15 protein-coding genes, 1 tRNA gene and 1 pseudogene are annotated in these 21,142 nt (G+C 74.8%); 10 read left to right on the plus strand and 7 right to left on the minus strand.

The features are described from left to right. Window positions 1-48 precede the first annotated feature (48 nt). On the plus strand, window positions 49-1,593 hold the full coding sequence (locus IEY75_RS00110; RefSeq protein ID WP_189112083.1) for a tyrosine-type recombinase/integrase: 1,545 nt from the start codon (window positions 49-51) through the stop codon (window positions 1,591-1,593). A gap of 114 nt (window positions 1,594-1,707) precedes the next feature. Here the strand turns inward: IEY75_RS00110 and IEY75_RS00115 are convergent. After that, window positions 1,708-1,784: transfer RNA gene (locus IEY75_RS00115), tRNA-Pro, on the minus strand. 116 nt (window positions 1,785-1,900) lie between these two features. Continuing rightward, window positions 1,901-2,812 carry a metallophosphoesterase gene (locus IEY75_RS00120; protein ID WP_373290173.1) on the minus strand — a complete coding sequence of 304 codons (912 nt, stop codon included), beginning with the start codon at window positions 2,810-2,812 and terminating at the stop codon, window positions 1,901-1,903. Window positions 2,813-2,837: 25 nt separating this feature from the next. Here IEY75_RS00120 and IEY75_RS00125 point away from each other — a divergent pair, with 25 nt between their 5' ends. Beyond that, window positions 2,838-3,290 carry a GatB/YqeY domain-containing protein gene (locus tag IEY75_RS00125; protein WP_189112085.1) on the plus strand — a complete coding sequence of 151 codons (453 nt, stop codon included), beginning with the start codon at window positions 2,838-2,840 and terminating at the stop codon, window positions 3,288-3,290. Window positions 3,291-3,459: 169 nt separating this feature from the next. Here IEY75_RS00125 and IEY75_RS00130 read toward each other — a convergent pair whose 3' ends face one another. Continuing rightward, complete coding sequence (locus tag IEY75_RS00130) at window positions 3,460-5,895, minus strand: transglycosylase domain-containing protein (RefSeq protein WP_373290189.1); 2,436 nt, start codon at window positions 5,893-5,895, stop codon at window positions 3,460-3,462. A 756-nt stretch (window positions 5,896-6,651) separates the two neighbouring features. Between IEY75_RS00130 and IEY75_RS00135 the strand changes: the two genes are divergently transcribed. Then, a complete protein-coding gene (locus IEY75_RS00135) occupies window positions 6,652-7,011 on the plus strand; it encodes a WhiB family transcriptional regulator (RefSeq protein ID WP_189112086.1) in 360 nt (119 codons plus the stop codon). Window positions 7,012-7,017: 6 nt separating this feature from the next. Here IEY75_RS00135 and bagB read toward each other — a convergent pair whose 3' ends face one another. From bagB to IEY75_RS00150, 3 genes are all read right to left on the minus strand, one after another. Beyond that, entirely contained in the window at window positions 7,018-8,175 is a 1,158-nt protein-coding gene (gene bagB, locus IEY75_RS00140; RefSeq protein WP_189112557.1) for an ArsA family ATPase, read from the minus strand. 123 nt (window positions 8,176-8,298) lie between these two features. Next, window positions 8,299-9,267, minus strand: a complete 969-nt coding sequence (gene bagA / locus IEY75_RS00145; protein WP_189112087.1) for an ATPase BagA — start codon at window positions 9,265-9,267, stop codon at window positions 8,299-8,301. Between the two features lie 45 nt (window positions 9,268-9,312). After that, window positions 9,313-10,632: an Rv0361 family membrane protein gene (locus IEY75_RS00150; RefSeq protein WP_189112088.1), complete on the minus strand. Its 1,320-nt coding sequence runs from the start codon at window positions 10,630-10,632 to the stop codon at window positions 9,313-9,315. 193 nt (window positions 10,633-10,825) lie between these two features. On the opposite strand from IEY75_RS00150, the gene sp36 reads away from it, so the two are divergent. From sp36 to IEY75_RS00175, 5 genes and pseudogenes are all read left to right on the plus strand, one after another. Next, window positions 10,826-10,990 (plus strand): Sp36 family protein, encoded by a 165-nt coding sequence (gene sp36, locus IEY75_RS00155; RefSeq protein WP_189112089.1) that lies wholly within the window; start codon window positions 10,826-10,828, stop codon window positions 10,988-10,990. Further along, window positions 10,987-11,451, plus strand: a complete 465-nt coding sequence (locus tag IEY75_RS00160; protein ID WP_229789230.1) for a RidA family protein — start codon at window positions 10,987-10,989, stop codon at window positions 11,449-11,451. Before sp36 ends, IEY75_RS00160 begins: the two co-directional genes overlap by 4 nt. 90 nt (window positions 11,452-11,541) lie before the next feature. Then, entirely contained in the window at window positions 11,542-12,402 is an 861-nt protein-coding gene (locus IEY75_RS00165) for an MBL fold metallo-hydrolase (protein ID WP_189112090.1), read from the plus strand. Beyond that, the gene (locus IEY75_RS00170; RefSeq protein ID WP_189112091.1) at window positions 12,399-15,944 is read left to right on the plus strand and encodes an adenylate/guanylate cyclase domain-containing protein; all 3,546 of its coding nucleotides are present in this window, start codon (window positions 12,399-12,401) and stop codon (window positions 15,942-15,944) included. The genes IEY75_RS00165 and IEY75_RS00170 overlap by 4 nt, the downstream gene beginning before the upstream one ends. Before the next feature lie 120 nt (window positions 15,945-16,064). Next, window positions 16,065-17,051, plus strand: a pseudogene (locus tag IEY75_RS00175) (serine/threonine-protein kinase); the annotation flags it as partial. 75 nt (window positions 17,052-17,126) lie between these two features. On the opposite strand, the gene IEY75_RS00180 reads toward IEY75_RS00175, so the two are convergent. Next, window positions 17,127-17,804, minus strand: a complete 678-nt coding sequence (locus IEY75_RS00180; protein WP_189112093.1) for a Crp/Fnr family transcriptional regulator — start codon at window positions 17,802-17,804, stop codon at window positions 17,127-17,129. 402 nt (window positions 17,805-18,206) lie between these two features. Here IEY75_RS00180 and IEY75_RS00185 point away from each other — a divergent pair, with 402 nt between their 5' ends. Further along, window positions 18,207-19,535 (plus strand): CapA family protein, encoded by a 1,329-nt coding sequence (locus tag IEY75_RS00185; RefSeq protein WP_189112094.1) that lies wholly within the window; start codon window positions 18,207-18,209, stop codon window positions 19,533-19,535. Window positions 19,536-19,823: 288 nt separating this feature from the next. Next, window positions 19,824-21,110 carry an alpha-lytic protease prodomain-containing protein gene (locus IEY75_RS21175; protein ID WP_189112095.1) on the plus strand — a complete coding sequence of 429 codons (1,287 nt, stop codon included), beginning with the start codon at window positions 19,824-19,826 and terminating at the stop codon, window positions 21,108-21,110. Window positions 21,111-21,142: the final 32 nt, after the last annotated feature.

A 21,142-nucleotide genomic window follows, 5' to 3' on the forward strand; every position in this document is an offset into this window, starting at 1 on the left:
CCGGGCATCAACGCCCCGGGCGCCGGCACGTACCAACGGAGGAAATGAGTGGGATACGCCGAAAAACGCGGCGACTACTGGCGTGCGCGATACAACATTGCACCGGGTGTGCGCCGCACGGTTGAGGACGCCGCCGGCGTGACGATCAGATATCGCACAAAGCGCGACGCCAAGAAGGCCGCCGATGCGGCTCAGTCAAATTTTGACTCTGGTACTCGTCGTGACCCGGCGATGGGTCGGGAGACGTTCGCTCAGTACGCAAGCCGCTGGTACGCCGCTCAGGACCTTGCGGCCTCCACGATGCAGAACTACCGCCGCCACATCGAGGAACACCTTCTGCCGACATTCGGTGGCCGCCCGATGGCAGAGATTTCTGCACTTGAGGTGGACGCGTGGGAGAAGCGGGAGCGGGCCGTGCCGTACGCGCCAGCGAGCGTCAAGACCTGGCGGTCGACACTCCATCTGATTTTTGAGGATGCGATCGGGGAGGGGCTGCGGGAGTCGAATCCTGCCGCGAAACGCCGCGGTAGAGGCAAGCGGGCCGGTCGGTCTCGGAACCGGGGACCTGAGAAGGTCATTACTGACGGGCTCGGCGTGTTGTTGATTGCCGAGCGGGCGGCGCTACTGGCGGGCCGCGACGATGAGTTCGTGGCTATCGTCCTGATGGGCTTCACCGGTATGCGGTGGGGAGAAGTGGTCGGACTCGAAACGCAATTCGTGCGACCACGGTCCGTTCGCGTCGAATCGCAGCTCTACGAACTCGACACAGGTGAGATGCACCGATGTCCGCCAAAGGACGATTCTCACCGGACCATCGACGCGCCGGACTGGCTGGGCGAGTTGCTGCGCGGGCAGATCGCGGAGCGGTCGCCTCAGCAATGTAAGTGCCACGGACGGCGGTACGTGTTCCGTGGACATCGTGCCGCGAACGGCGCCGCGCGACGGCCCGGCCCGAAGTTGGTTGACGTGGCACGCCGGGCCGATGTGTCCACTGGCACCGTGTCGAACGTGCTCAACCGGCCCGGCACCGTGCCGCCGGCGACTGCCACGAAGGTCACGACAGCGATCGCTGACCTCGGTTACGTCCGTTCCGGTTGGTCAGGGGAGCTGGCCGCTCATTGGCGCCGGAGCGGATTCGCCACCTGGCTGTTTCAGCCCTCCGCATCCGGTGACTATCCGAGGCGTTCGGCAAGCGACTCGCATCCGGTGCCGATTCTGGCTGAGCCCTGGCCCGGCGTACCGGTGCGGGGGAGGGGTGCGGCAGCACGGGCGGACGCGTGCTGGACGCCTATCGCCCGTGGGTTGACTCCGCACGGGCTGCGGCACAGTCACAAGACGATGATGGAGGAGCTGGGCGCGCCACCGAAGTTGATGGATGAGCGCATGGGGCATGAGGACGGTTCTGTGCAAGCCCGGTACTCCCACGTCACGGCCACCATGCGGCGCAGGCTCCTGGACGGGCTCACGGCGGTCTGGGAGCGAGCCCTAGACGACCGCCGCGCCATCAGTGAGCGCTCTCCCGTCGCGGTCCTCGACCGGCTTCTGTCCGCTCCCGGGTCGGATGCCGTAGGGACGGACGAGGCTCCCGGGTAGCCCCGGCGGCGCCGATTCGTGGGCTCTGCTCCCCAGGCTGCTCCCCAGATGGACGCAGAAGCGATTCAGGGCCGGTCTCCCACGATGGGAACCGGCCCTGAGCTGCTGTTTCTTTGGTCGGGGTAGCCGGATTTGAACCGACGGCCTCTTCGTCCCGAACGAAGCGCGCTACCAAGCTGCGCCATACCCCGGTGGTACACGTACGTGTCGCATGATCGTGCCGCACCCCTCAACAGGTGCCGCGATATCGTAGCCCACCCTCGTCCCGACCCGCACACCGGCATCCGGCCCGTCGCCGCCCGGGCTGTCAGCGCGGGATCAGCGTGAGCAGCGATGCCTCCGGCCGGCAGGCGAACCGGACCGGTGCCGTCGGGTGCGTGCCCACGCCCGCGGACACGTGCAGCCAGGCGTCCGAGCCCGGCCAGCGGTGCAGGCCCTTGGCCATGCGCCGGGGCAGCCCGCAGTTGGTGACCAGCGCCCCGACTCCCGGTACGCACACCTGGCCGCCGTGGGTGTGGCCGGCCAGCATCAGCGTGAAGCCGTCCGCGGCCATCAGATCCAGCAGCGCGGGCTCGGGGGAGTGGGCGAGCGCGATGTGTACGTCCGCGTCCGGCGCCACCGGCCCGGCGACGGCCGGCCAGTCGTCGCGCTGGATGTGCGGGTCGTCGACGCCGGCCAGCTCGACGCGCCGCCCGCCGGCGGTGAGGACGGTGCGGGCGTTGTTGAGGTCGGCCCAGCCGACGCTGGTGAGGAGTTCGCGCAGCTCCTCGTGCGGGAGGTCGGCACCGTGCCGGTACTCCCGCTCGGACCGGAAGTAGCCCAGCGGGTTCTTCCACACCGGGCCGGTGTAGTCGTTGGAGCCGAAGACGAACGCGCCCGGCAGCGCGAACAGCGGGCGCAGCGCCCCGACGACGGCGTTCAGGCTGTCCGGGTGGCCCATGTTGTCGCCGGTCACGACCACGAGGTCGGGGTCGGTGCCCACTAGCGACGCCACCCACTCCGCCCGGTGCTGCTGCCCCGGCGTCAGGTGCAGGTCGGACAGGTGCAGGATGCGCAGCGGCTCGGCGTCGGTGGCGAGGAGAGGTACGTCGAACCGGCGCAGCGCGTACCACCGGCGCTCGACCAGCGAGGCGTAGGCCAGCGTGCCGGCGCCGGCCAGCGCGAGCCCGCCCAGGAGGCGGCCGAGTGGGGACCGGGGGACGGCGGCGGACATACGCATGGACACCAGAGTAGTTTTGCGTGCCATGGGCAATCTGAAGGACTCCCTCAACTCGGACCTGCGGACGGCGATGAAGGCCCGCGACACGTTGACGACCTCGACGCTGCGGATGGCGCTGGCCGCGGTCCAGGCCGCGGAGGTGGCCGGTCCGGCAGCGAAGGAGCTGTCCGACGACGAGGTGCTGGCCGTGCTGACCAAGGAGGCGAAGAAGCGCCGGGAGGCGGCGACCGCGTTCGATGACGCCGGCCGGGCCGAGCAGGCGGCGAAGGAGCGGGCGGAGGGCGAGATCCTGGAGCGGTACCTGCCGGCCCAGCTCTCCGACGACGAGCTGACCCGCCTGGTGGCCGGCGCGCTGGCGGACGGCGACTTCGCGGGGCCAAAGGCGATGGGCGCCGCGATGAAGGCCGCCCAGGCCGCGGTCGCCGGTCAGGCGGAGGGGTCCAGGGTCGCCGCGGAGGTGCGCCGCCAGCTCATGTAAGCGCCACTCATTCCGTGGCAGCCTCCACCTGCGCTCGACCTCCAGCGGGCTCGAGTGCTGGTCTGAGGGCGAGGTCCGCCCCGGTCACCACTACACCTGATACCGGACAGTCGGGGACCACAGTCGCCACCGCGGCCCGCGCGGCGTCAGTCCACCCGAGCAGCGGGTGTCATCGCAGCCCCGGAGACGTGGGTATCCGGGGCGAACCGCTTGCCGGGGGCGGAGCGGCGGCGCGCGGGGCAGCAGGTGGCCTGGTGGCTTTCGGCTTGCCGGACGAGACCTGGATCAGGATGGTGCTGCCCTTCGGGGCGACCCACCGGGGATCGGTGGAGGCCGCCGATCCCGCAGCGCACGAGGAGGGGACGCCGGGCGGGCCGGCGATCTCCACCTGGAAACCGGCGCTCTTCAGGCGGCTGCGGGCCTCCTCGACGCTGCGGCAGGCCACGTTGGGGATGCGGCGCTGGTCACCTTCCGCCGAGTTGGAACCCGGCGTCTCGAAGTCCATCCGCGGCTGGTCGGACAGTGCGTCGCGCATTGACTGGGAGACGGCCATGTTGACCGCCTCCGGGCGCATACTCGCGGACGTCTGTGCCCAGTCCGGGTCGGCCATGGTGCCGACGGTGGTGAGCTGGCGGGAGGTCAGGGCCAGGGTGGCGGTGCGGTCGCCGTCGGTGGTGCCGGTCTTGCCGGCGACCGGCTTGCCCACGGTGCCGCGCACGTAGCTGGCGGTGCCGCCGTCACAGCGGTCGGTCGAGGAGCTGTCGCCGATCGGGCAACGGGCCGCGTCGAGGGTCGCGCGGGCGGTCTCGGGCTTGATCCGCTGCTCGCACCGGGGCTCACCGGCTCTGATCTTGTTGCCGGCCGAGTCGACGATCTCCTGCACAGGGGTCGGCTCGCAGTACTTGCCGTCCGCCGCGAGCGTGGCGTAGGCCGACGCGAGGTCCAGCGGCGTGGTAAGCGACACGCCGAGGGTGAAGGCGCCCCACGACTCGGCCTGGCTCTGCGTCGTGGCCATTTCCAGGTCTTTGGGCTCCCGGAACTTGATGCCCAGGCGCTTGGCCATCTCCACGACGGCGTCCGCGCCGATCTTCTCCTCCAGCCGGACGAAGTAGGTGTTGACCGACCGTCCGAACCCGCTCCACATGTTCCGGTTGCCGTTCATCCATTTCGGATTCGCGTTGCGCGGGCACCAACGGCCGCCGCAGGCGGCTGGTCCTGAGTCCTGCGGGTACTGGGTGACCACGGGGGAGGTGGCGTTGATGGTGTACGAGAGGGGGTAGCCCTTCTCCAGGGCCGCCGCCATGGTGAACATCTTGAACGTCGACCCCGCCTGGTACCCCATGATGTCGCCGCCGCCGGTGACCAGCGGGTTGGTCGTGTTGGGGTACGTGCCGCGGATGCCCGCCCGGCGCTTGGCCGGGTTGGTGGACTCGCCGTTCTTGGGCTTGCGGGGGTCGTCGAGCTTGTAGTTGCGGTTCGTCGCCAGGGCCCGCACCCGGCCGGTGCCCGGCTCGACGGAGGCCAGCATGAGCGCGTGCCGCCGGCCGGTGGGGTAGTGGCGCTCGACCGCCTTCTTGGTGACCTCCTGGACCTTGGGGTCCAGCGAGCTGACCACCCGGTAGCCGCGCGACATCAGGGTCCGCTCGCGGTCGTACGCGGTCTCGCCGAACGCCGGCTGATCCAGCCACCAGCGGTAGAAGTAGTCGCAGAAGAAGCCCCAGTGGTTCTCCTTCGTCGCGACGCAGCCGTTCGGGGTGCGCTTGCCCTTGACGACGAGCGGGACCGCCTTGGCCTTGGTGGCGTCGTCGGCGGTGATGGCGCCGGTGGCGACCATCTGGTCGATGACGTAGTTGCGGCGGGCCTCGGCCTGGGGCTTGCCGGTGGCGGTGGTCGGGTTGAAGGCCGAGGGTGCCTTGACCATCCCCGCGAGCATCGCGGCCTCGTCGATCGTCAGGTCCTTGGGCGCCTTCTCGAAATAGACCTTGGAAGCGGCGAATACGCCGTACGTCCCGTTTCCGAAAGGCGCGATATTGAGGTACCGCTCCAGGATCTCGTCCTTGCTGATCTTCTTCTCCAGCGACATGGCGTAGCGCATCTCGCGCAGCTTGCGCGCCGGGGTGTTCTCGGTGGCGGCGACGACCTCGGCGGGGCTCTCGGCGGAGTAGGAGATGGCCTGGCGGACGTACTGCATCGTGAGCGTCGAGCCGCCCTGCTGCGAGTCGCCCTTGTTGTTGACGACGAGGGCGCGCGCGATGCCCTTGGGGTCGACGCCGTTGTGCTCGTAGAACTGGTGGTCCTCCGCGGCGATGATCGCCTTGAGGACGAGCGGGGACATGTTCGCGAGCCTGGTGTCGCTGCGGTTCTCGTCGTACATCGTCGCCAGGAGGGTCTTGCCGTCGTTGGCGTAGACGTAGGTGATCTGGGGGGCCTGCTTGACGGTCAGCTCGCTGGGGAGCTTGTCGAAGGTCTCGGCGCCGGCCTTGGCGGCCAGGCCGCTCATCGCGGCGCCGGGGAACGCCGCGGCGGCCACGACCAGGCCGGCCAGCAGGCCGGCGATGCCGAGGGTGACGGCCTTGCCGGTCATGCTGCGGTTGTCCGGGCGCAGGTTGTCGACCAGCTTGCCGTCGGTGAGGATCTGCTTGACCTGGTCGAAGCGCAGCATGTCCTGCACCGCGTCGAGGCGCCGCTGGCGGGGGATCCCGTCGCCGTCGACCGGACCCGCGCCGCCGCCCGCGGCGGTCCGTCGGGCCTGGTCGGGGATGTTCTCGCGCGCAGTGGCCTCGCGTCGACGGTCATCGCTGCCCCGGAACAATTTCACGCGGGACAGCGTACGTGACCAGGTCCACCCCGGCCCTCAGGTGGCTGGCCGATTTGCGCGGCTGTTTCGGCACCTGGGGGTGAGCCATTTCCTTCGTACGCAGTTCTCGTTGTGTTGTACACGCGTCTCCCTGGGTGCGCTTGACTCACTATCGTATTGATGTACCCGTAAAGTCTTACTTTGTCCGTGTAGTCGCCGTGGTGCCGGTTTGGCTAGTGGGACTCGGGGTACGCGGCAGCGGATGGCTGGACGCGCGCGCTGCACGGCGTCGTCCCTGCTCACGGCGCTGTCGACGAATCGGCGCCTCCGGGTGAACGCCCCGCACGACCGGAGAAGTTGATTTAGTAGACAACGTTGCGTAATCGGACGACTACGGAGCATGATGGTCCGGCGAGTGTCACACAGCGCCCGCGCGAGGCGGGCAAGCGATGGCGGGTTGTCGACCGCGCCGTCGGCGGCGGGGGGTCGCCGCGACGGTACGGGCGCGCGGTCGCGGGCGTGCGGGGTGACATGGGGGAACGCGACAAAGGGGGACGTGCACTGATGGGCATGATCATGGACTGGCCCAGTCTGGCCGCCTGCCGTAACGGAGACCCGGACGCACTGTTCGTCCAGGGGGCGGAGCAGAACGTCGCGAAGCGGATCTGCCGCTCCTGCCCGGTGCAGTACGAGTGCCTGGCGGACGCACTCGACAACCGCATCGAGTTCGGGGTCTGGGGCGGCAAGACCGAGCGGGAACGCCGTGCGCTGTTGCGGCAGCGGCCGAACGTCACGAGCTGGCGGCGCGCCTTCGAGGCGGAGCTGGCCAAGCACGCCGAGACCGAACTGGCCGGCGTCGACGGCGGGGCCGGGGAGCACGCCGGGGACCGCGCCGCGGAGAAGGAACTCGTTCCGGTCGGCTGACCCGGGTCAGCCGGCGCGGACCGGTACGGCGAGGTGCTCGCCGATCCGGCGCAGCCCGTCGAGGTCGTGGACGTCGGTGGGCTGCGCCGGTACGGCGACGGTCGGGACGTCGGGGAACTCCGCGGCGAAGCGGTCCGCGGTGCGGCGCTCGCGGTCGCGGACCCGCATCCGGGCCGCGTGCACCCGCAGGGCACCCGCGGTCAGCGCGTGCGCCGCGGGCAGCGCGTCCGCCGCGGCGGACGCGGCGGCGGCGGACAGCCCCGGCAGGTCGGTGTCGTGCACCCGGTTGAGGACCAAGCCGGCCAGCGGCATCCGGTCGGCGCGCAGCCGGCCCGCGAAGTAGCCCGCCTCGCGCAGCGCGTCCGGCTCCGGGGCGGCGACCACCAGGAAGGCGGTCTCCGCGTCCTGGAGTACCTGGTAGGTGCGCTCGGCCCGCTGCCGGAAGCCGCCGAAGGTCGAGTCCAGCGCCGCCACGAACCCGGACAGGTCCGTCAGCAACTGCGCCCCGAGGACCTTCTGCACGGCCCGCGCGAAGATCCCCATCGAGGCGGTCACCAGGCTGAACAGGCTCCGCCCGCCGGCCCGGGCGGGTGCCATGAGCAGCTTGAGCATCCGGCCGTCGAGGAACCGGGACAGCCGCGCGGGCGCGTCCAGGAAGTCCAGGGCCGACCGGGACGGCGGCGTGTCCACGACGATGAGGTCCCAGGCGTCCCCGGCGCGGAGCTGGCCGAGCTTTTCCATCGCCATGTACTCCTGCGTGCCCGAGAAGGTCGAGCTCATGGCCTGGTAGAACGGGTTGGCGAAGATCTCGTCGGCGCGCCGGGCGTCGGTGTGCGCGCGCACCACCTCGTCGAAGGTGCGCTTCATGTCCAGCATCATCGCGTGCAGCTCGCCCCCGGCCGCGGCGTCGACGCCGGCCACCGGGCGGGGGGTGTTGTCCAGCTCGCGCAGGCCGAGCGCCTGGGCCAGCCGGCGGGCCGGGTCGATGGTCAGGACGACCGTGCGCCGCCCGTGCCGCTCCGCCGCCCGGACGGCGAGCGCCGCCGCCGTGGTCGTCTTGCCCACCCCGCCGGAGCCGCAGCAGACGACGATCCGGACGCCCGGATCGGCCAGCAGCGCGTCCACGTCCAGCTCGCCCGCGCCCCACGGCCGCTCACCCGACACCACCCCCCGACCCTATCCGCCGCGCCGCCCGCCGGCCGGTCGCCGCCCGCCGGGCGGTCCCGCCGGGTCGCGGCCGGAGGTCGCGCCGTACCGGCGGGCGGCAGGGTCGCGGCGGGCGGCAGGTCACGTCGGGTCGGGCGCGGCCAGGTGGGCGGCGAGCGTGTGCAGGGCGGGCAGGTCGATCTCGCCGGGGAGCTGCGGCAGGCTCACCAGCGGCCGGTGCAGCGCCGCGAGTTCGGCGTGCAGGGCGGTCTCCAGGGCGCGGCGGGCGCGGTGGGTCTCGGCCTCGGCCTGCAGGGCGGCGACGGTGGCCCGGTCGGCCGGCAGGTCGGCGGCGGCCAGCCCGCGGCGCAGCTCGGCGCCGGTGAGCCGGCCGTCGGGCAGGATGTCGGGGCGGGTCCGGTTGACGATCACCTTCCCGGTGCGGATGCCGAGGCCGGTCAGCTCGGCCAGCGCGTCGGCGGTCTCCTGGACCGGCATCTCCTCCAGCAGCGTCACCACGTGGACCGCGGTGATCGGGGACCGCAGCAGGGCGGCGACGCCGTCGCTCTGGGACTTGATCGGGCCGACGCGGGTCAGCCGCGCGGTCTCGGCGGTGACGTTGAGGAAGCGGCCGATCCGGCCGGTGGGCGGGGCGTCGAGGACGACGGCGTGGTACGCCCGGTGGCCGTCGACGGCCCGGGTGGTGGCCTCCTTGACCTTGCCGGTCAGCAGGACGTCGCGCAGGCCGGGGGCGATCGTGGTGGCGAAGTCGATCGCGCCGATCTTGCCCAGCGCGCGGCCGGCGGCGCCGAGCTTGTAGAACATCGACAGGTACTCCAGCAGCGCCTCCTCGGCGTCCACCGCGAGCGCCCGCACCTCGCCGCCGTCGGGGAGCCGGGCGACGGTCCGCTCCTCGTACGGCAGCGGCGGCACGCCGAACAGCGGCGCCAGGCCCTGCCGGCCCTCGACCTCGACCAGCAGCGTCCGCCGCCCACCGGCCGCCAGGGCCAGGGCGAGGGCCGCGGCGACGGTCGTCTTGCCCGTGCCGCCCTTGCCGGTCACCACCTGGAGGCGGGCCGGCCAGCGGGGTTCGACCGTGTCCACACGCACGCTGGCGAGGGTATCCGGTCCGGGCGCCGCCGGCCCGCAGGCCGCTCAGGGACCGGCCCGGACCTCGCAGACGAACCAGCCGTTGTCGCGGACGACCGTCAGGCGCAGCGGCTGGGTCGCCGCGCGCTCGTCGGCGCTGGACACGGTCAGCGTGGTGGTCACGTCGGCCTTGTCCGCCCGCGCGCCGACGTCCACCGCCGGCGGGGCGAAGCTGACGGTCGGCTGGTCGTACGCCTTGAGCGCGTCGGTGATCTGCTGGACCCGGCCGGCCACGGCGGCGCGGTCGCGCAGGTCCGGGCAGGTGAGCGCGCGGGTCCGGGCGCCGTCGCGGGTGACGTAGGCCGCGTCCAGGAACTGGGTGGCCGCCTCGACCGGGCCGTTCGCCCCCCGGCTGTCGGGGGTGCGGGTGACCAGCCAGGTCGTCAGCGCGCCCCCGGCGCACAGCAGGAGGACGGTGGCGGCGACGGTCAGCACGACGCCCCGGCGGCCCAGCCGGCGCCAGGTCCGCGGTGCTTCGTCGCCGTCGTCGTCTTCGTACGGCGCCGGGCCGGGGTCCGCGGGCGGCCCGGCCGGCGACTCCGACCCCGGCTCGGGCGCGGCGGCCGGCCCGGCCGGTGGGGCGGGTACGGGGGACGCCGGTGGCGGCGGCGCCGGTGTCGGCCGTGCCCGGGCGGGCGGCGGGAACGGCGACGGTACCGGGCGCGGCGCGCCGGTCGGGGTCGGCGGCGGCCACTGCGCCGGCTCCTCCGGCGGCTCCTCCTGCCGGGAGCGCCGCTTGAGTCGCCACGAACGGGGCTTGACCAGCCCGGTCGGCGGCGGGACCGGCGGGGGCGGCAGGACCGGGGGCTTGATCCAGGGTCGGGGCTCCTCGGGGCCGAGCTTGGCGTCGGTGCCCGCGATCCCGCTCAGCGGCATCGCCCGCGGGGGCGTCCGCGGCGCGTCGGCGCGGTCGGCGGCGTGCCTGCCCCGCGATACGGCGGCGGCTCCGGGGGCGTCAGGCTCCGGCGTCGCCGCGCTGTCGGACTCGGGCGCGGCCGCGGGCTCGGGTGCGCCGCCGGGCTCGGGCATGGCGCTGGGCTTAGGCACGGCGCCCGGCGTGGACATGGCGCCGGGCTCGGGCATGGCGCCGGGCTCGGGCATGGCGCCGGGCTCGGGCATAGCGCTGGGCTCGGGCACGGCGCTGGGCGAAGGTGCGCCGCGCGGTGCGGTGTCCGGCTCGGGGGCGGTGGCCGGCACGGGTGTCGGGCTCGGCTCGGGGCCCGTGTGCGGTGCGGCCGGGGTGGGGGAGTCGGGTGCGGCCGGGGCAGGGTCCGCGGGCGCCGCGCCGGTCGGTTCGTCCGGCTCGGCGGCGGTCCGGTCGGTCATCTGGCCCCCCTGGGCATCTGGCTCTCCCGGGCGCGTGGCCTTCCCGGCACGCAGCCCCGCTGGACGTGTGGCCCCACTCGGGCCGCCGGCCCCACGGGGGGCGGGAGCGGCCCGGGCACTCCTGCCGCGCCATCCGCCAGCGTAGTGCGTCGGCGGCGCGCGGGCGGCGCACGCGCGCCGGTAAGGTGCGCCCATGCAGAAGTGGGAGTACTCCACCGTTCCGCTGCTCGTCCATGCGACCAAGCAGATCCTCGACACCTGGGGGGAGGACGGCTGGGAGCTGGTCGCCGTCGTACCGGGGCCGAACCCGGAGCAGCTCGTCGCCTACCTGAAGCGGCCCCGGGGCGGTGCCGCGTGAGCGCCCCGGACCCGTACGCGAACCTGGAGCGGCTGGGCCTGACCCTGCCCAAGGTCGTACCGCCGCTGGCCGCCTACCAGCCCGCCGTGCGCTCGGGCGCGCACGTGTACGTCTCCGGCCAGCTCCCCATGGTCGACGGGGCCTGCCCGACCGGCAAGCTCGGCCGGGAGGTGGACGCCGAGGAGGGCGCCGCGATGGCGCGCCGGTGCGCCCTCAACGGCCTGGCCGCCGTCGACGCGCTGGTGGGCCTCGACAAGGTCGTCCGGGTTGTCAAGATCGTCGGTTTCGTCGCCTCGGCCGAAGGCTTCACCCAGCAGCCGGCCGTGGTCAACGGCGCGTCGGTGCTGCTCGGGGAGGTGTTCGGCCCGGCCGGCGCGCACGCCCGCAGCGCCGTCGGCGTCGCCGAACTGCCGCTGGGCGTCCCGGTCGAGATCGAGATGATCGTCGAGGTCGCCGACTGACCTGCCCCGTCGCGGTGTCGGCTGCGGGCGGGTGTCCGCGGCCGGCATCGCCGGTGGGCCAGCGGCGCCGCGGGCCGTAGGATCGGCGGCATGACGGGGCCACCGGTGCGGCTGACGGCGCCCGCGGCCGCGGTGGCGCCGCGGCTGCCGAGCTGGGTCACGCTGGTCCGCGCCCCCAACCCCGGCCCGATGACGCTCGACGGCACCAACACCTGGGTGCTGCGCGCCGCGCCGGGCGCCCCGGCCACGGTCGTCGATCCCGGGCCGCTCGACGAGGGCCACGTCGCCGCCGTGCTGGCGACCGGCCCCGTCGCCCACGTCCTGCTCACCCACGCCCACGCCGACCACCGCGCGGGCCTGCCCGCCTTCCTGGCCCGGTCCGGCGCCGCGCTCGTGGTCCCGGCCGCCGACCCGGGAGCCCAGCCCGACCCGGGCGCGCCCGGGGCGCGGGCGGCGCGCGCCGACGGCACCGGCGACCGGGTGCGGTACCGGCTCGACGGCATCGACGTCGAGGTCCGCGACACCCCGGGGCACACCGCAGACTCCCGCTGCTTCGTCCTGAGCTGCGCGGGCGAGCGCGTGGTGGCGACCGGCGACACGATCCTCGGCCGCGGCACCACCGTCGTCGCCTGGCCGGACGGCCACCTCGGGGACTACCTGGACAGCCTCGCGGCGCTGGCGGCGTACCCGGGAGTGCCCGCCCTGACCGGGCACGGGCCGGCGCTGGCCGACACCGCGGCCGCCGCCGCCCACTACACCGCGCACCGGCGCGCCCGGCTGGCGCAGGTCCGCGCCGCCGTCGCCGCCGGGGCGGACACGCCGGAGGCGGTGGTGGACGCGGTGTACGCCGACGTCCCGCCGCTCCTGCGGACCGCCGCCACCTGGTCCGCCCGCGCCCAGCTCGACCACCTGGCGGCCGCACCGGCGCCGCCGCCCGAGCCGGCTCCATGACGTGCCCGCGCTGCGGCACCGTCGCGGTACCGGGGGCGCACTACTGCCACCACTGCGGTCTCGCGCTGACCGTCGCGGCGACCCTGCCGGTGACCGAGCGCCGGGTGGTGACCGTGCTCTTCGGCGACCTGTCGGACTTCACCTCGTGGTCGGAGGAGGTCGACCCCGAGCGGGTCGGCGCGGTCACCGACCGGGTGCTCGCGGCCCTGGCCGGCGCGGTCAAGACGTACGGCGGCCACGTCGACAAGCTGACCGGCGACGGGATCATGGCGGTCTTCGGCGCGCCGGTGGCGCACGAGGACGACGCCGAGCGGGCCGTGCGGGCCGCGCTGTCGATGCAGGGTTCGGTGCGCCGGGTGCTGGACGACGAGCGCGGCGGCGGCGCCCCGCTGGGGCTGCGGGTCGGGCTGAACACCGGCGAGGTCGTGGCCGGGGTGCAGGCGGCCCTGGAGTACACGGTCATCGGCGACACCGTGAACACGGCGGCCCGGCTGTCGGACGCCGCGGCCGTCGGGACGGTGTACGCGGGCGCCGGTACCGCGACCGCCACCCGGCACGTCGCGTCCTGGCGGCAGCTCCGCCCGCTGCGCCTCAAGGGCAAGCGGGCACCGGTCGAGGCGTACGAGCTGCTCGGGATGCACGATGCCCCCGGTACCCGCCCCGGCCTGGGCGACGAGGCGCCGTTCGTCGGGCGGGAGGCGGAGCTGGGCCGGTTCGAGGGCCGGCTCGCCGAGATGGTCGACCGGGGCGAGCCGCAGGTGGTGCTCATGACCGCCGAGGCCGGTACCGGCAAGAGCCGGCTCGCCGCGGAGGCCCGGCGGCTGGCCTCGGAGTTCGAGCCCGGCCCGGGGCCGTACGCGGGGCGGCCGCCGCGGGTGCTGGCGGTGCGCTGCGCGGCCTTCGGCGAGCGGCGGCGCCTGGCGCCCCTGGCCGACCTGGTGAAGGAGGCGCTCGGGCTGTCCGTCCTGCCGACGGGGCCGCACGCGCGGGCGACCGTCGAGGAGCGGCTGGACCGGTTCGTGCGGCGCCCCGGCCGGGAGGTCGCCCTGCCGACGGAGCCGCTGCTGGCCCTGCTTGGGCTGGGGGAGTCCGCCGGCCTGGGGCCGGACGAGGAGCGGCCGGGCACCATCAAGGTCGTCGACGACGGGACGGCGCAGGCCGCCAACGCCGTCGGCACCCTGCTGACCGCGCTCGCCGACCAGGGTCCGCTGGTGGTCATCGTGGACGATCTGCACGACGCCACCCCGGAGGCGGTCGCCGCGCTGGGCGTGACGTTCTCCGCGCTGTCCGGCCCGGTGCTGGGCATCCTGCTCGGGCGGCCCGAGCTGGTCCGCACCGCGGGCGCCCTGACCGGCCTGGCCGAGGCCGAGGTGCTGGCGCTGCCGCCGCTGCGGGGCGCGGACGCCGCCCGGCTGCTGTCGGCGTACCTCGGCGGCGGCCGGCTGCCGCAGACCGACACCGACGCCGTGCTGGCGACCGCCCAGGGCAACCCGTTCTACCTGGCCGAGATGGTGACGCTGCTGGTCGAGCGCGGGGCCCTGACCGAGGGGCCGGCGGGCGCGGAGAGCCGGCCGGTGTGGCGGCTGACGCCGGGTTCGCTGGGCACCCGGCTGCTCTCCCGCGGGCTCGCGGCGGTCCTCGCCGCCCGGATCGACGCCCTGCCGGCCGACGCCCGCTCGGTGCTGCGCGACGCGGCGGTCATCGGCGACACGGTCCCCACCGACGTGTTGGGGGCGCTGCGCCAGCGCCGCGCGGGCCGGCCGTGGTCGGGCGCCGACGGCGAGCGGGCGATCGAGGACCTGCTCACCCGCCGGATGCTGCACCGGGTCAAGGAGGGCTTCGCGTTCCTGACGCCGTTGATGCGCGAGGCCGCGTACGCCGGCATCGGCAAGGCCGACCTGGCCGCCCGGCACGCCTACCTGGCGCGCTGGGCCGCGGCGGAGGGCCTGCCCCGCGGCGCCGACGCGGCCGCGCGCGCCGACGACCGGGACGCGTTCGTGGCCCACCACGTCGAGCGGGCGGGCGCGCTGGCCGACGAGGTGGGGCTGCGCGCGGACGCCGCCGCCCGCCAGGTCCGCCCGCTGGGCGTGGCCGCGCTGACCCGGGCGGCGGCCCGTGCGGTGGGCCGCGGCGAGCCGGGGCCGGCGGTGGCCTACGCCGAGCGGGCGATGGTCCTGGCCGGCGGCCCGCTGCCGGTCGCCGACCAGCTCGTGTACGCCCGCGCGCTGTTCCAGCGCCAGCGCGTGGACGAGGCGCTGGCCGTGGTCGAGAAGCTCATCGGCGACGAGGTGGAGGGCGTCGACCGGGCGCAGGCGCTGCTGCTGGCGGGGCGGGCGTACCGCACCGGCGGCGACGCGGAGCGCGCCGCCGACGTGTGGCGCGAGGCGTGCGAGGTGGCCGCGGCGGTCGGGGCGCAGGCGCCGCGGACCGAGGCGATGCGGCGGCTGGGGATGCTCGACTACGTGGCCGGCCGGCTGGCCGAGGCGGGGGCGCGGTTCACCGCCGCCTACGAGCTGGCCGTCGAGGCCGGGGACTCCCGCAGCCAGGCGTGGTCGCTGCAGAACCTGTGCTGGGTGGAGACGGCGCGGGCGGACTTCACCGGCGCGGAAGCGGCGCTGGCCCGGGCGTCCACTCTGTACGCCGCACTGGAGGACCCGGTCGGCCAGGCGTGGCTGCGGGGGACGACGGCGTTCACCCGGCTGCTTGAGGGCCGGCTGACCGAGGCGCAGCGGCTGGCGCGGCTGTTCCTGCCGGCCGGCGAGCGGGTCGGCGACGGCTGGGCGGTCGGCACACTGCGCGCGGTGACGGCGTTCGCGGCCGCCGAGCTGGGCGAGCTGGCCGAGGCGGACCGGGAGGCGCGGGCGGCGTTCCGCGACTTCGCCAACGTCCGCGACGACTGGGGGCGCGGGTTCGCGCTGGTGGTCCGCGGGGCGATCGCGCGGGGCCTGGGGGAGCCGGCGCACGCCACCGACCTGCTGGCCGAAGCGCTGCGGTACGGCGACCGGCTGGGGCACCCGCTGCTGCTGGGCATGGCGTACACGCTGCGCGGGCTCGTCGCCCTCGACGGCGGGGACGCCGACGGCGCGGCGGCCGAGGCGCACGCGGCGCTGCGCGTCGCCGGTCCGACGGAGGCGCTGCCGGCGGCGCAGGTCGGGCCGCGGGCGCTGCTGGCCGGCGCGCGGCTGGCGGCCGGGGACCCGGGGACGGCCGTCCGGCTGCTGGCGCCCGTGGCGCAGGCGGGGGACGCGCCGTCGCTGCTGTACTCCCGGCGCGAGGCGCAGGCCGGGTACGCGGCGGCCCTGCTCGGGGCGGGCCGGTCGGCCGAGGCGCTGTCCTGGGCGCGGTCGGCGCTGGCGGCCCCGGGCGAGGACGTGCGCAGCGGCGTGGTGGCGACGGCGACGCTGGCCGAGGTGCTGGCCGCCCGCGGCGAGGGGGCCGAGGCGGCGGCGGCGGCGCGCGAGGCGGTGCGGCTGGCGTACGCCACCGAGCAGGTCGGCGCGCGGCCGCTGGCGGACGCCGTGCTGGAGCGGGTGACCCGGTAACAGGCTGGTCACAGGTAGGCGAAAGGGGCGGCGCGGCTGGGGGATTTGTCTGCTTGTGGGGTTCCTTTTCGGTCACGTGGGCGAGCGCGTGTCGCGGCGCCGTAGCGTACGGTTCTCCCTGTGACCGACGGACCGTCCAGCTCCCGCGCGCCCGGATTCCGGGCGCCCAGCGTTCCGGGATTGTCTGAGTTCTCGCTGCTCGCGCGGGGCGGCTACGCGACCGTCTACCGCGCGGTCCAGGACTCGGTCGGGCGCGAGGTCGCCGTCAAGGTGGAGAACCACCGGCTGGACAACGACCGCGACCGGCGGCGCTTCTTCCGCGAGGCCCGCGCCTCGGGCCGGCTCAGCTCGCACCCGCACGTGGTGGACCTGTTCGACGTCGGCGTCACGGGCGAGGGCCACCCGTACCTGATCATGGAACTCTGCGACGGCTCCTACCTGGACCGGATGAACAACGCGCAGTTGACCGCCGTCGAGGCCCGCGACCTGGGCATCCGCATCGCCGACGCGCTCGTCTACGCCCACGAGTGCGGAGTGCTGCACCGCGACATCAAGCCGGCGAACCTCCTGCACTCGTACTTCAACTCCGCCGTCCTCGCCGACTTCGGCCTGGCCGTGCTGGCCGAGGCCCGGGACACCGCCGTCACCGTCGAGGTGATGACCCCGGCGTACGCCTCGCCGGAGATGTTCCGGCACAGCCGGCCGACGCCGGCCGTCGACATCTACGCGCTGTGCGCGACGCTGTACGCGGTCATGCAGGGGCGCCCGCCGCGCTGGGGCGAGGCCGGCAACCCGGGGCTGCTGACGTTGATGGACCTGTTCAGCCAGCCGATCCCCGACCTGCCCGGGGTCCCCTCGCCGCTGCTGGACGTGCTGCGCTCCGGGATGGACAACGAGCCGACCCACCGCCCGTCGGCCCAGCAACTGCGGGACACGCTGATCGCGCTGCGCCTGCCCGGCGACGACGACGCGAAGCCCGACGCCGGGCGGACCGTCCTGGGCTACGGCAAGGCGCGGGTGCGCGCCCGCGGTACCGCCCCGGCGCCGCGGGCGACGAGCGACGGCACGCCGACCGGCGGCGGCAACTCCCTGCGCCGCCTGCTCTGGCCCTTCCGCTGATCCGCCTGCTCCGGCCCTCCCGCTGATCCGGCGGCCCCGGCCGGTGCGGGCCGGGCGGGTGCGTCAGACGCGGGCGCGGCGGGCGAGGCGCTCGGGGTCGAGGATGATCACGCTTTTGCCGTCCAGGCGCAGCCAGCCGCGCGAGGCGAAGTCGGCCAGCGCCTTGTTGACGGTCTCCCGCGAGGCGCCGACGAGCTGGGCCAGCTCCTCCTGCGTGAGGTCGTGGGTGACCCGCAGGACGCCGCCGTCGCGGGTGCCGAACCGGCTCGCCATCTGGAGCAGGTTCTTGGCGACGCGGCCGGGTACGTCCGTGAAGATCAGGTCGGCCAGCGCGTCGTTGGTCCGGCGCAGGCGGCGGGCGAGCACGCGCAGGAGCTGCTCGGCGATCTCCGGGCGGTCGGCCAGCCACGGGCGCAGCGAGGCCTTGCGCAGGCGGGCCAGCCGGGTGTCGGTGACGGCGGTGGCGGTGGCGGTGCGCGGGCCGGGGTCGAACAGCGACAGCTCGCCGAGCATGTCCGAGGGCCCCATCACCGAGATCAGGTTCTGCCGGCCGTCCGCCGCGCGGCGGCCGAGCTTGATCTTGCCGGTGATGACGATGTACAGACTGTCACCCTGCTCGCTCTCGTTGAACAGGATCTCGCCCTTGCGGACGTCGACGGTCTCCATCTCCTTGGCGAGCGCCTCGGCCGCCTCCTGATCGACGCCCTGGAAGATTCCGCTGCGGGCCAGTACCTCGTCCATCGCCGAACCTCTCCAGAATCCGCGCTCCCGCTCGGGCCGCTACCTGCTGTGCCGACGGGCGCGCGAGACGCGCCGCCGACCTGTGCGAGCGGTACCCGGAGGCGCCGCTCGGCCGCGGGGGGCGGACACCGACCGTGCGCACCGGCCGCCGCGCCACTCCCCTGTCGCGTGGTCAGTCTAGGCACATCCGTCCCACCTTTGGGGGCGACCCCCGAGCCTTATTCACAGTTCCGCGCCCCTGTGGCCGCCCGCGGCCGGGCGCGGCGCGGATCACTACCTGATCACACGGGGTGACTACCGACAGTGACGGCGCGGGATCGTGAACGGCGCGCCGGGGATCGACGGCGCTGGTCCTTTGGGGACTGTCGGGCGTGGTCGGCCCGGGAGTAGGGTGCGAAGGCCATGGATACCGCCGAGCCGCCGCGCACGCCGGGGGGCGACCCCGGCGTGCGCGCGGTGCGCGTCCCCGGCGCGCGGCACCGGCCCGCCACCGGTGAGTGGCCCTTCGTCAGCCCGCGCGGCCGGCACGCCGACGTCCGCCGCCGGCGGCCCGGCCGGATCGCCGCGCTCGCCGCCGGGGCGCTGCTGGTCGGGGTCCTCGGCGCGGCCGTCGCCGGGCGGGCGCCGCAGGAGGCCCGCTGGCAGGCCGCCGCCGTGCCCGCCCCCACGACGCTGGCGGCCGGCGGCCGGGCGGGCGCCGTCGACCAGGCCCCGGAGCCGGGCACGGTGACGCTGGCGGCCACCGGCGACGTACTCCTGGGCAACGCGCCGCGCCGCCTGCCCGCGCGCGAGGGCGCCGGCCTGTTCGCCGACGTCCGCCCGGCCCTGGCCGCCGACCTGGCGATGGGCAACCTGGAGCAGCCGCTCACCGACGACACCGGCGTCGGCAAGTGTGGTCCCCCCGCCCCGGCCCGCGCGGCGTCCGGCGGGGCGGCGCGCGAGGCGGCCGGGCCGGGGGACTGTGTGCAGTTCCGCGCCCCGCCGGCCTACGCCGCGCACCTGCGGGACGCGGGCTTCCACCTGCTCAACCAGGCGAACAACCACACCAACGACTTCGGCGAGGCCGGCGTGCGCAACACCCGGCGCGCGCTGGACCGGCACGGCCTGCGCTACACCGGCGCCGCCGACGAGGTCACCGTGGTCGAGGTGCGGGACCTGCGGGTGGCCGTGGTCGGCTTCGCGGTGCACGCGTGGTCCAACAACCTGCTGCGGCTGGACGAGGCGACCGCGGTCGTCCGGCGGGCCGTCGCCCGCGCGGACGTGGTGGTGGTCCAGGCGCACATGGGCGCCGAAGGCGCCGACCGCGCGGCCGTGCGCCCCGGCGAGGAGCACTTCGCGGGCGAGAACCGCGGCGACCCGATGGCCTTCGCCCGCGCGGTCGTGGACGCGGGGGCCGACCTGGTGGTCGGGCACGGCCCGCACGTCCTGCGCGGCATGGAGTTCTACCGCGGCCGCCTGATCGCCTACAGCCTGGGCAACTTCGCGGCCGGCGGCGGCGTCCTGGCCGAGGGCGGGATCAGCGGCGTGGGCGGGGTGCTGCGGGTGACCCTGCGCCGCGACGGGACCTGGCGCGGCGGCGAGTTCGTCGGTACGGCGATGAGCGCCGGTCGGCCCGCCCCGGACCAGGGCCGGGGCGCCGACCTGCTGCGGACGCTGTCGACCCGCGACTTCCCGCGGACCGGCGCGCGGCTGGACGTCGCCGGCCGCATCGTGCCGCCCGTGCGCGGCTGACCCCGCTTTCGCGCTGCCGGCCGGCCGTCCGCGGCTGAGCCGCCCGTCCGCAGCCGACCCTGCGCGGGCAGCGGTACCGGTCGATTTCCGAAGTGGTTACCGCACGAACGGGCCGTCCTTGCCGCCGAATCAGATGGTGTTTATTCGCGGTGGTGTGATCCCCGATGCGGCGAACGTTCTAATTGAGCAGTACTTGATCGCTTTTGTTACAACTGTCGTGTGCCCGCCGGATCCGCGTCGGCCGGGCTCCCGGCGACCCGCCGGGTAACCACGACGATGAGGAGACTCATGAATCGCACTCTGGTGGGCCGGCGACGGGCCGCGGCGGCGGTCGCCGCGACGGCGCTGGTGGTCACGGTGGCCCCCGTCGGTGCCCAGGCGGCGCCGACGAACAAGGCCGTGCCGCTGACCTCGACCGCCGTACCGACCGACGCGCCGCCGGCCGGCATGAGGTCCTGGAACCAGGTCATGGAGACCCAGAACCGGCTGCACGCCGTGGCGGACCGGCTGCGCGCCGCCGGCCGCGCGAAGGCCGGCTTCACGGGCCTGGCGATGGACGTCCCGGCGAACAAGGTCGTTCTGTACTGGAAGGGCACCGTCCCGGCCAGTGTCAAGAAGGCGGCCGCCCAGGGGCGGGCCACGGCCAAGGTCGACGTCAAGTCGGCCCGCCACTCGCTGCGGCAGTTGGAGGACGCCGCCCGACTGGCCATGCGCCGCCACGGCGCCGACCTGCGCGAGGTCTCCATCCCCGCCGACGGCCGGGCGCTCCAGGTCGCCGTCGCCGGCCAGGCGGCCGCGGGCCGGGTCACGCTGGACCGCGCGCTGCGGCAGGCCGGACAGCAGGTCGCCCTCCAGGTCACCACCGAGACGGCGTCCGCCGAGCCGCTGTACTCGCGGGTCGACGACACCGCGCCGTTCTGGGGCGGCGCCCGGATGCGCAACGCCAGCACCGGCGGCGGCTGCTCCACCGGCTTCGGGATCCGGTCCAACGCCACCGGCGCGACCTCGATCCTGACCGCCGGCCACTGCGGCAACAACGGCCAGCAGATCCGCACCGGCACCAACGCCAACCTCATCGGCACGGTCACCGACGACCGCGCCACCGAGGACACGCTGCGCCTGCCGACCTCGGCCGGCGGCCGGATCTACGACGGCGGCGTCGGCGTCGGCGAGTTCTCCAAGCCCGTGACCGGCTACCACTACAGCTACGCCGGCCAGTGGGTGTGCACCTCCGGCTCGTACTCCGGGGCGCGCTGCGACATCCGCGTCGTCAACACCAACAACTGGATCTGGGTCGGTACCGGCTGGTTCGCCCCGATGACGCGCGCGGAGCACGTCCTCGGGCAGAGCGCGGGCGGCAACGGCGACAGCGGCGGTCCGATCTTCGACCTGACCGCTGACTGGAGCAAGGTGTACGCCGTCGGCACGCTGTCGGCCGGCGACCCGGGCGCGGCGCCGGCCACCTGCACGGGCGTGCCGTCCTCGGCGACCCGCCGGTGCAGCTCGCGGATCTGGTTCGCGCCGGTCGTCGACTCGCTGTGGCGGTACAACTCGGGCGTCGTCATCGGCGGCTGAGTACGCAGGAGCGGCGCAGGGGGCGCCGGTCG

The sequence above is a fragment of the Pilimelia terevasa genome (genome assembly GCF_014647915.1).
GTDB lineage: Bacteria > Actinomycetota > Actinomycetes > Mycobacteriales > Micromonosporaceae > Pilimelia > Pilimelia terevasa.